Annotated in this window: 15 protein-coding genes and 1 pseudogene; 4 read left to right on the forward strand and 12 right to left on the reverse strand. The window is 33.6% G+C overall.

Annotated features, from left to right (window positions below):
• A pseudogene (locus IDG60_RS17755) lies at positions 1-204 on the forward strand (MFS transporter); the annotation flags it as partial.
• A gap of 101 nt (positions 205-305) precedes the next feature.
• On the opposite strand, the gene sarV reads toward IDG60_RS17755, so the two are convergent.
• Complete coding sequence (gene sarV / locus IDG60_RS17760; protein ID WP_000066900.1) at positions 306-656, reverse strand: HTH-type transcriptional regulator SarV; 351 nt, start codon at positions 654-656, stop codon at positions 306-308.
• A 125-nt stretch (positions 657-781) separates the two neighbouring features.
• Between sarV and IDG60_RS17765 the strand changes: the two genes are divergently transcribed.
• Positions 782-967 (forward strand): hypothetical protein, encoded by a 186-nt coding sequence (locus tag IDG60_RS17765; protein ID WP_001792132.1) that lies wholly within the window; start codon positions 782-784, stop codon positions 965-967.
• A gap of 265 nt (positions 968-1232) precedes the next feature.
• Here IDG60_RS17765 and moaA read toward each other — a convergent pair whose 3' ends face one another.
• Genes moaA through IDG60_RS17795 form a run of 6 tightly spaced genes read right to left on the reverse strand, consistent with a single transcriptional unit; the run spans position 1233 to position 5321 of the window.
• Complete coding sequence (moaA, locus tag IDG60_RS17770) at positions 1233-2255, reverse strand: GTP 3',8-cyclase MoaA (RefSeq protein ID WP_000230173.1); 1023 nt, start codon at positions 2253-2255, stop codon at positions 1233-1235.
• A 19-nt stretch (positions 2256-2274) separates the two neighbouring features.
• Positions 2275-2874 (reverse strand): molybdenum cofactor guanylyltransferase MobA, encoded by a 600-nt coding sequence (gene mobA, locus IDG60_RS17775; protein ID WP_000643986.1) that lies wholly within the window; start codon positions 2872-2874, stop codon positions 2275-2277.
• Between the two features lie 6 nt (positions 2875-2880).
• Entirely contained in the window at positions 2881-3114 is a 234-nt protein-coding gene (gene moaD, locus IDG60_RS17780) for a molybdopterin converting factor subunit 1 (RefSeq protein WP_000866971.1), read from the reverse strand.
• A 5-nt stretch (positions 3115-3119) separates the two neighbouring features.
• Positions 3120-3566 (reverse strand): molybdenum cofactor biosynthesis protein MoaE, encoded by a 447-nt coding sequence (locus IDG60_RS17785; protein WP_000808495.1) that lies wholly within the window; start codon positions 3564-3566, stop codon positions 3120-3122.
• A 13-nt stretch (positions 3567-3579) separates the two neighbouring features.
• Positions 3580-4065: a molybdopterin-guanine dinucleotide biosynthesis protein B gene (gene mobB, locus IDG60_RS17790; RefSeq protein ID WP_000602950.1), complete on the reverse strand. Its 486-nt coding sequence runs from the start codon at positions 4063-4065 to the stop codon at positions 3580-3582.
• Positions 4062-5321, reverse strand: coding sequence for a molybdopterin molybdotransferase MoeA (locus IDG60_RS17795; RefSeq protein ID WP_000259717.1), 1260 nt, complete (start codon positions 5319-5321; stop codon positions 4062-4064). Before IDG60_RS17795 ends, mobB begins: the two co-directional genes overlap by 4 nt.
• Positions 5322-5383: 62 nt before the next feature.
• On the opposite strand from IDG60_RS17795, the gene moaC reads away from it, so the two are divergent.
• On the forward strand, positions 5384-5878 hold the full coding sequence (gene moaC, locus IDG60_RS17800) for a cyclic pyranopterin monophosphate synthase MoaC (RefSeq protein WP_000134526.1): 495 nt from the start codon (positions 5384-5386) through the stop codon (positions 5876-5878).
• Between the two features lies 1 nt (position 5879).
• On the opposite strand, the gene IDG60_RS17805 is transcribed toward moaC, so the two are convergent.
• From IDG60_RS17805 to modA, 5 genes are all read right to left on the reverse strand, one after another.
• On the reverse strand, positions 5880-6386 hold the full coding sequence (locus tag IDG60_RS17805) for a MogA/MoaB family molybdenum cofactor biosynthesis protein (RefSeq protein ID WP_000503822.1): 507 nt from the start codon (positions 6384-6386) through the stop codon (positions 5880-5882).
• Between the two features lie 30 nt (positions 6387-6416).
• Positions 6417-7421, reverse strand: a complete 1005-nt coding sequence (locus tag IDG60_RS17810) for a ThiF family adenylyltransferase (protein ID WP_000076930.1) — start codon at positions 7419-7421, stop codon at positions 6417-6419.
• 169 nt (positions 7422-7590) lie between these two features.
• The gene (locus tag IDG60_RS17815) at positions 7591-8196 is read right to left on the reverse strand and encodes an ATP-binding cassette domain-containing protein (protein ID WP_000913024.1); all 606 of its coding nucleotides are present in this window, start codon (positions 8194-8196) and stop codon (positions 7591-7593) included.
• Positions 8197-8868 (reverse strand): molybdate ABC transporter permease subunit, encoded by a 672-nt coding sequence (modB, locus tag IDG60_RS17820; RefSeq protein ID WP_001113093.1) that lies wholly within the window; start codon positions 8866-8868, stop codon positions 8197-8199. It abuts the gene before it with no gap.
• A 13-nt stretch (positions 8869-8881) separates the two neighbouring features.
• Positions 8882-9664: a molybdate ABC transporter substrate-binding protein gene (gene modA, locus IDG60_RS17825; RefSeq protein WP_000782736.1), complete on the reverse strand. Its 783-nt coding sequence runs from the start codon at positions 9662-9664 to the stop codon at positions 8882-8884.
• Between the two features lie 289 nt (positions 9665-9953).
• On the opposite strand from modA, the gene IDG60_RS17830 reads away from it, so the two are divergent.
• Positions 9954-10516, forward strand: a 563-nt coding sequence (locus IDG60_RS17830) for a formate dehydrogenase accessory sulfurtransferase FdhD (RefSeq protein ID WP_206161011.1), incomplete at its 3' end; no start/stop codon positions are given.

The following is a 10516-nucleotide window of genomic DNA, read 5'->3' on the forward strand; positions in this document are numbered from 1 at the left end:
CCGATTAAATATGGTATCGCGACATCTACTTTTTACGTTGGTCTAGATGCAGGTGTCGGCTTCGGTCCATCATTCCTTGGGTTATTTACTCATATGTTTTCATATAGTGAAATCTTCGGCTTTATGGCCGCTTTAGCAATCATTACTATGCTTGTTTACTTCTTAATTCATGGACGTCATGTAACTAGAAATGCCATGAACTAAATATTTATATTCAAAAATAAAAAGCATGCCAATCTCTATTCATCATTTGTCTGTCCCCAAGACGCAAATATGATGTACTGATTGGCATGCTTTTTAAGTTTTTAGTTTGTAACGCTTAACACTTCTATTTCTTTAGTAATTTTATCTAACAATTTCTTTTGAGAAGTACTATAGAAATAGAATACTTGTCTTTCATCCGTTTCAGAACGCAATTTAGAAATAAGCTCTTTTTTATAGATTTTACGGATAATCACATCGATTTTACTTGTATCCCATAGCATTTCAAAATGTAATGTATCCCTCAATTCTTTACCGCTAATCTTTTCAGCTTCATACACTTTAAAAAGTACTACAAATTCTTCAATTGAAATCTTATGTGTTGTTTTTAACCAGTGCTTTAACTGACTTAACTCCCTTTCTGCTTCTATAAAACGTTGAACTTTATTACTCATAATATGATGCCTCCTATGTTTCTTCTTAGATGTTTGTAATTCATATTATTATACAATTACTTAAATTTATTATATATCAAACTTAGCATTTTATCTATTACAAATATTAAATTGCTGGCTATATCTTGTTTAGATTTATATCTTTTGGACAACTTGTTGTTTATTCGACAACATTTATACCTAAAAAAGATATATTACAACTCAATGACTTGGAGTGTGACATCAATGTTAAAGAGCCCTTAAAGATTAATTATGTAGTGATTTTTGGGAGTGGGACAGAAATAACATTTTCACAAAATTTATTTCGTTGATCCCCAACTTGCATTGTCTGTAGAATTTCTTTTTGAAATTCTCTATGTTGGGGCCCCGCCAACTTGCACATTATTGTAAGCTGACTTTCTGTCAGCTTCTGTGTTGGGGCCCCGCCAACTTGTAAAAACTTTAAAAACGATCATTTCTATTAAATCTGGCATAGATATGACCGTTTTTACTTTAATAAATAATATTGTATTTTAGGGAGTAAGACAGAAATATTAAAACATCTCTAATGATTTAATATGTAGTGGTCCCTACACATTAACCACCAATATAATTCATGTTTATCTTTTTACGTTGACGATTGGCAACTGTTTGAGCAGTTCTCTCATCTGAATATCGATCATCTCTTATTTGCCATAAAGCTTTAAATTGTTCTTTTAATTCTTCGTCGGTCACGCCAGAACGAATAAACGCTTTAACGTTAAATCCATCGACAGTTGCAAATAAACATCCGTAAAACTTCCCATCTGATGACAGCCTTGCGCGTGTACATGTAGAACAAAATGATTGTGAAACACTTGTAATCAAACCAAATTGAACACCATTATCCTTATGGCGATAATATTTTGCTACTTCCCCAAAATATTTTGGTTCTACAGGATCGATTTCAAAGTGCTGCTCTATCATTGTAAGCATTTCATCTTTAGTTACAACTTTACTGAAATCCCATCCATTATCATTACCAACATCCATAAATTCTATAAATCGAATCTCTATATGTTTATCTTTAAAATATTCAAGCATTGGTATGATTTGATCATCGTTAATACCTTTTTGTATAACAACATTTACTTTTACATTCAAACCAATAGACGTCGCGTAATCAATTTGTTCTAAAATCGTAGTCGCTTTAATATTACGATTATTGATTGATTGAAATAGCGTATCATCAATAGCATCCAAACTGACATTAATTCTGCGTAGCCCAGCATCATATAACTTTTGTCCATGCTTTTTTAATAACAAACCATTTGTAGTCAAACCAATATCTTCAATACCATCGATTTGATTTAATTTAGCTATAAGTACATCTAAATCGCGTCGCATCAATGGTTCTCCACCTGTAATGCGTATTTTTTTTACACCTAATTCTGCATATACCTTAGCGATTCTAGCCATTTCATCAAACGTTAACAGTTCATTTTTAGGTAAAAATACGAAATCATCTCCAAATACCTCTTTAGGCATGCAATAATCACACCTAAAGTTACACCGATCTGTCACAGATAACCGTAAGTCACGGATGGGACGTCCTAGTTTATCTTTTATTTGTTCTACCATTTGTGGACCTCCTAACAGCTTACAATTTTTGAATTAAAGCGTCCAAATCATGCTGATAATTTATATTTTTGTACCAATATGAGGGCGCATCTACATCCCTGACATCCAAATAATCCGTTGATAATTCATGATATATATTTTTAAAACTGTAATTATCAGAATGTAGTGCTTTAGTTATAGCGCCTAATGCATTCGGACTATAAAATGCAATTGTTGGAATAAAACGTCCATCTTCTTTAAAAGCTGCGACATCTAAATGATTTTCAATAAGATGAGAAACTAAAAACTGATACAACGTGCTTACAGCTTTACCAGTAATCATTGGTGTATCAACAGAAACGACAAAAAACAATTCTTCTTCAGGATGTTGCTTCATGATTGTATAAATTCCTGCTAATGGACCTTTATCATTATGATTCTCATCATCTATAACAACATTTGGATATTTAAATTGCGTTGCCAATTGCGCATTTGTACTAATAATAATTTCATTGAACATATTTGTTGATTCTAATGTCTTAATTACTCTACTATAAAAGGTCTCACCGTTCACTTCCGCAAAAGCTTTGGGCTTACCAAATCGCACTGAATGACCACCTGCAAGAATTATTGCTTTCATGCTCCCTTAACCTCCACTAACCGGTGGAATTAATGCAACAGTATCATTAGGTTGAATGAAATCTGATTTTTGTACAAATTCCTCATTTACAGCAACTTGAAACTTTTTATTATTGATTTGCGGATAACGTTCAAACAATAAATCTTCAAATTGTTGTACAGTCAATGCTTGTTCAAGCACAATATCTTCCTGTGCTTTTTGTAATATATCTTTAATTTCTGCGAAGTAAAGTACCTTCATCTCTCTTATTCCTCCCTCTTCGCTTCTTCATAATTCCCTTTTTGATGCCCTTGCCATTTTGAACCATCTTCCCAAATTTCTTTTTTCCAAATCGGAACAATTTCTTTTATACGCTCAATTGCATATTCATTTGCTCGATAGGCATCTTTACGATGCGGTGAAGAAACTGCAATTAATACAGCGATATCTGAAATTTGTAATGGCCCTATTCTATGAACAATACTCGTTATCGTTCCAGGCCATTTTTCATTTATTTCATCTCCAATTTGTGCCAATTTCTTTTCAGCCATTGGAATATACGCTTCATATTCTAAATATTCCGTTTTGACGCCTTTAGTCCATTCGCGAACATGACCGGTAAAAACAACTACTGCACCTTGATATTCATTTATAGTGAATTCACGATATTGTTCTGTTTGTATCGGTTCTATCACGATTTCAAATTGTTTCATTCATTTCAATCCTCTATGTTAATTGTGTATCACAATCATTTTTAATTTTATTTAATAACCATTGCTCAAATGCTGTAAAATCTTCATGCTCCCTTACATTAATGCTATAACAAACATTCGACAATTGTTGTAATACTTGCAACTCTTCTTCATCTCGATAGACTACGACTTTTTCAAAATCAGCATTTTTAAAGCCTTCAACTAATACGATATTGGTGTCAATTGTAACAGATTTCTCAATAATTTGAGTAAGATTTTGATTATCTACACGTGTTACAGTTTGCTGATATTGAAAACCTTGTACAATACTTTGATCTGCCCCCGCTTCAAAATGCTTCATGTGATCGACGTCTGAATCCTGTAATTGAATATCTTCCTTAGCATGCCCATGATGTTTAATAGTAGCAACTGTATAACCATGTGTCTTTAAGAAAGAGACAATATGCCTCATCAATGTTGTCTTACCAGACTTTTTGTAACCTACAATTTGTAAAATCATAAAAGAAGTTCCTCTTCAGCAGCGTCAGATTCAGTCAATATAATATCTACTGTATGCCCCGCTTTAAAACCACGTGACCCTCCTGGTAACATGACCATACAGTTAGCATGTGCAATCGCTACAACCGCACCTGATTTATTGAATCCTGAAGGTACTACAGTAGCTCCAGCACTTGTTAACGTTGCTTTAGCACGTATAAATCGTGTGAATGGGTTTGCCTTGGTAAAATCTTCCATTAATGTTGCTTTAATTATTTGCGGGAAGACTTCTAGTGCGCCACACATATGTTTAACAGCTGGTTTCACAAATAGTTCAAATCCTGTAAAACAAGCTGATGGATTTCCAGATAATCCAAACAAATACTTTCCATCTGCAAATGCAACCGTTGTTACGCTACCAGGACGCATTGCTACTTTATTAAATAACACTTCCGCCTTTACAGCCTTATAAATCTCAGGTAAATAGTCAAAGTCTCCAACAGAAACTCCACCCGTTGTAATAACGATATCGTGTTTTTCCATAGCTTCTTTAACGACTTGGATGCCACTATCTAAATCATCTTTTTGTGTTTTGTAAATACCAACTTCAAGACCTAATTTTTCTGCTAAGGCACGAATCATTGGGCCATTAGAGTTACGAATTTTTCCATCTTCTAATACATCATTAACATCTAATAATTCGCTTCCTGTTGCAATAACAGCGACACTCGGTTGCTTAATAACTTTAACCTCTGCATAGCCATATGTTGCAAGGACCGCGATAGCCCCTGGGTTAATTACTTGTCCTTTTTTTAGAACAACATCGCCTGTCTTTGTTTCTTCACCTTTTAAAGATATATTTTCATTTTTTGAAAATGGTTTACGAATTGTAAATGTATCTTCTAGTTCAATCGTTTGTTCAAACATAACAACAGCATCTGCGCCATTTGGTATTTGTGCTCCAGTCATAATACGCACCGCTTCGTGATCCCCAACTAATTTATCAGAAACTGAACCTGCACCAATATGATCAATCACTTTAAACTCAATGCGATTCTGACCACTTGCCCCTTGTGAATCAACACTGCGAATTGCAAAACCATCATAAGGTGATTTATCAAACCTTGGTATATCATAAGTAGCTACAATATCTTCTGCTAAGATATGATTTAGACTTTTTTCAAGTGCTACCGTAATTGCCGGCATTGAACTCTGCTGATTAACGATACGTTGAATTGCTTCTTTAACTGGGATTGGGTTTCTTTTTTCTACTACCATTAAAAATCATCTCCAAAACTTTTATTTTTTCATGATATACTAGATGCACTAGGAGGGGTAAAATGACTGAGTTTACTCATATTAATCAACAAGGCCACGCCAAAATGGTCGATGTATCAGACAAACAAATTACAAAAAGAACTGCTGTCGCTCATTCAAGCATTACTGTGAATGAAACTATTTTTAAGCAGATTTCTAATAACACCAATACCAAAGGCAATGTATTGAACACTGCTCAAATCGCTGGTATTATGGCTGCCAAAAATACATCAACAATTATTCCGATGTGCCATCCATTACCATTGACTGGCATAGATGTTCACTTCAGCTGGGATGAAACAAATGCACCCCTTTATACTTTAAACATTCAAACAACTGTCTCTACAACTGGCAAAACCGGTGTTGAAATGGAAGCTTTAACCGCTGCATCAGCAACGGCTTTAACCATTTACGACATGACGAAAGCAGTTGATAAAGGTATGATTATTGGCGAAACCTACCTTGAAAGCAAGTCTGGCGGTAAATCTGGAGATTTTCAACGCCAATCAGGTCAATAAATTATTTTGTAAGCTCATGAATCAGATGATTTAATTCTGGTTTAATGAGCTTTTCTAATGCTAATTTAACTGCGCCTGTTGATCCTGGAATCGAAAATATCAATTTATTATTAACTGTACCTGCTACAGCACGAGACAATAATGCACGCGTGCCAACATCTTCAACATAACTCAAATATCTAAACAATTCCCCAAAGCCTTCTATCTCTTTAGTTAAAAGTGGTTTTACTGCTTCAATCGTCACATCACGTTGTGCAATACCTGTTCCACCAGTCGTAATGATGACATCAATATCTTCTTCTAACCACTTCTTCACCTGCGTCGTGATGGCTACTTTTTCATCTTTCACAATTGTATAATGTGCGTCACTCACTTCAACGTCATCTGCTTGTAATAGTTGGCGCACGCATTGACCACCTTTATCTGTAACAAAGTCTCTAGTATCTGATACCGTTAGTACGGCTGCTTTAACTGTACGATTCAATTTAACGTTTTGATGTTCGCCCATAATATTACACTCCTTTTGTCTTATCTTTTTTTATCCAAACAATAAATTCATTAGATGTGTGGCATCTGATGTGCGTGTCATGCCATGTATTAAAAACCTTCCACCTTTAAAAGCAACAATGCGGTGTCCTTTAAATTCAAACATAACCATATACGAATTACTGCGATAATTTAGTTGATGTTGTTTTAAAAATTGAACAAGAATGTCGTGTGTAATTGATGCATTTTCATACTGTACAGTGTCTCTACCACACAATGTTGCATAACGTTGTTCATTCTTGTTTAAATACGGATAACTTGGTACATCTCCACAAGTTGTACAGTCTGAACGTTGCATTTTACTGAAACCAAATGAATAATGACTACCTTCCCAAATATCGCCATAAGTTATTTTTGTGTCAATTGGTTGTTCCGTTAATACTTTCATCGCATCTCTTAATTGTAAACTTGTTGCCATCGTCACGGCAGGTTGAATGACCCCTACTGTATCACATGTTAAATTTAATGCTGGCAATTGTGGTACCAAACAGTTAAAGCAAGGTGTTTTACCAGGTATAAATGCAGCTTCTGTATATGTACTCTGTACAACACCACCATAAATCCAAGGTATACGATGTTTATATGCAAAATCATTAATCAGTTGTCGTGTTTCAAAGTTATCGGTTGCATCAATAATAACGTCAACGTCCTGTCCATGTGTTTCCAAAAAATAATAATCCACATGGGCAATACAACCATCAATATCAACATCACTACGTAACGCTAGCAAATGCTTTTTAGCTGCAACCACTTTAGGCATCATTTTCAAAGCATCTTCTTCAGTAAACAATGTTTGTCTTTGTAAATTACTAAATTCAATATAATCTCTATCAACAATGATTAGTTTAGCAATGCCTGCTCTAACAAGTCCTTCGGCCACATGTGTACCTAATGCGCCCATACCAATAATCAACGCACATTTTTGATTTATTTTGCTTTGACCTATTTCACCTATTTGTTTAAATAAAATTTGCCTTGAATAACGTTCTTGACTCACATTAAGTTATCCTTTCTTTTTATCATTACTTTCATTATATGACGCGCGTCAATGTCTCTCAAAAAAACTGCCCCTAAAAAAGAGTTTAAAACATCATTAAAATGCTGATAGAAGCATTCACTTCTACAATTTTAAATACGTTCTAAACTCTTTAATGGCAAATAAATGATTACCCAATTGTAATAATTTCATGAGCCATTTGTTCTGCTTCATAGTTTGAATGTGTCACAAATATGATTGGTATTTGCCATTCGTTGAAAATACGTTTAACTAATGTAATACTCTCATCTTTTGTAGTATCATCCAAACTAGAAAAAGGTTCATCTAATAAAATTAAATCTGGTTTCGTGCTAAGTGCACGTGCAAGTGCTACACGTTGTGCCTCTCCACCTGACAATGTCATAGGATATTGTTTCATCAAATGATTAATGTTTAAAGTTTGAATTAATTGATCGATGTGTTTAGATGGTTCAGCCATAAAAGTAATATTTTTATAAACCGTCATATTAGGAAACAATTGGTAGTCTTGAAACAGATATCCAATACGTCGTTGTTGAATTTTAACATTCACGTTTTTTGTCGTATCAGTAAGCAATTGCCCATTCACTTCGATAATAGCTTCATCTGCTTTACGTAATCCGGCAATCATATTTAAAACAGTAGTTTTACCAATGCCAGATGGACCACGAACTGCATAAATTTTTGGTTCAGTATCATCTATATTGATGCGAATTAAAGTGTTCTTTAATTGATATTTCACATTGATTTTAAGCATCTAGTCGACCTCCTTATATTTATCTTTATTCAATAAATTAATTGTAGATATAACCACAATAGAGAATGCGACTAGCACTAATACCCATAACCACGCTTCATTTTCTCTACCTTGTTCCACTAAGAAGTATATTTCTAAAGGTAGTGTATTCGTTTTATTTGGAATATATCCTGCAACCATTAATGTAGCACCAAACTCACCTAATGCACGAGCAAAACTCATCATTATACCTGCTAAAATAGAGCGTTTAGCTAATGGTAAAATTAATTTGAGGAAAATTTTCGTTTCACTTGCTCCCATCGTTCTAGCTGTATTAATCATTTTCGTGTCTATACCTCTGAAGCCTTGCACAGTATGTTGATACATTAGTGGAAAACTAACAATGACAGATGCTATCACAGCACCTGTCAAAGTGAACACTACAGGTAAATGTAGTACATTCGCAAAGAATTGACCGATTGGTCCTCTTGGCGAGAAGATGATTAATAGAATAAAACCTAATACCGTTGGCGGCAAAACAATAGGTAATATCAATAAACTTTCCAATACTTTAACCCACGAACCCTTACGACGATACAACCATTTAGATATAAAAATACCTAAAACCGTTACAATAATCGTACTGATTACAGCAACTCGTATTGATATCCAAAAAGGTGTTAAGTCAGGCATGGATTACAACTCCTTATGCTGCAAAGTGGTATTCTTTTAATATTTCTTTAGCTTTATCTGATTTTAAGAATTCCATCCACTCTTTTGCTAATTTACTATCTGATGTAGCACCAGCTTCGTATGTGATTGGTTTCTTAAGTTCTACTTCTTTAATTACTTTTACAGTATCAATTTTTTTGTTTTGTTTATATAAGTCAGTTTTATACACAAAACCTTGTTTCGCATTACCCTTTTCAACATAATTTAATACTTGTTTTACATCTTTAGCATAAACGATTTTACTTTCGACTTCTTTAAATAAGTTATTGTTATCTAAATACTGTTTCGCATATTTTCCTGCTGGTACAGTTTTCACTTCACCTAATGCTAATTTATCATTGTCTTTTAAGTCTTTTACTGAAGTGTAATTTGAATCTTTATCACCAATTAATACTAGACTATTTTTCGCATATTTATATGTATCATGCGCTTTATTCTTGTCTTTTAATGCATCTACATCTTTAGTATTTGCAGACATAAATACGTCAACAGGTGCGCCTGATTCAATTTGTTTTCTTAATGCCCCTGATCCACCATAGTTAAATTTAATATCAGCATTTTTATGCTCTTTTTTAAATTCTGAAGCTAATTTCTTGGTTACATCTGTTAAACTTGCTGCCGCTGCAACTTGAATCTCTTGTTTCTTACCATTGTCTGCGTCATCTTTTTTACTTTCATTATTATCGTTAGAATTAGAGCAACCAGCTAATACTAAAAATAATGCCATTACAATAGCTATAAAACGTTTCATTTTCATTGAGTGAACCCCCTTTTTTAATAATATTTACATTTTCATTATACACTTACTATTATATTTGAAAAGAACCGTTGCCTGTTTATATATTGATTCAAACAATTGTCAAATTTGCATAAGATTGATATTTATTAATTGATCCCCTAGTATGTATACTCTCGAATTCAATTTAAATCAAACAGATTGCTCGCTATTATTTTTTATAAATCAAATTTCAAACTTAAGCAAATATGTTAAAATTTTAAGCAAATTGCTTTAAAATAAAGTTTAAGCTAATTAAAGGGGTTAGATAATGAACAAAGATGTATCTTTAGGTCAACCAATTGTTAGATATGAAGATGGAAAATTATTCAATACAACAGATCAATATGTGACAGAATTTCCACTTACAATTATGGTGAATGGTGAAGAATTTGCGACTGTTATATGCAGTCCAACAAACCTTGAGGAGTTAGTCATTGGATTTCTGGCTTCGGAAGGTGCCATTTTAAAGCGAGATGAATTAAAATCTGTGCTGATTGATGATAGTAAAGGTTTTGCCCATGTTGAACTTAATAAAGATTTAGGCGATCGCTTTCAATATTCCACAAAACGAATGATTGCATCTTGTTGTGGAAAGAGTCGTGAGTTTTATTTTCAAAATGATGCTGCTATCGCTAAAACTTCTATGTCTAAAATCACTTTAACTCCAATACAAATTATTAACATGATGACTCGATTACAAAGTGCAAGTCATATTTACCAAGAAACAGGTGGCTTACATAATGCTGCTATAAGCGATGGTTTGACATTTTTTGTACATCGACAAGACATTGGTAGACATAACGCTCTAGATAAATTATATGGATTTTGTAT

It is taken from the genome of Staphylococcus sp. EG-SA-2 (assembly GCF_017152085.1).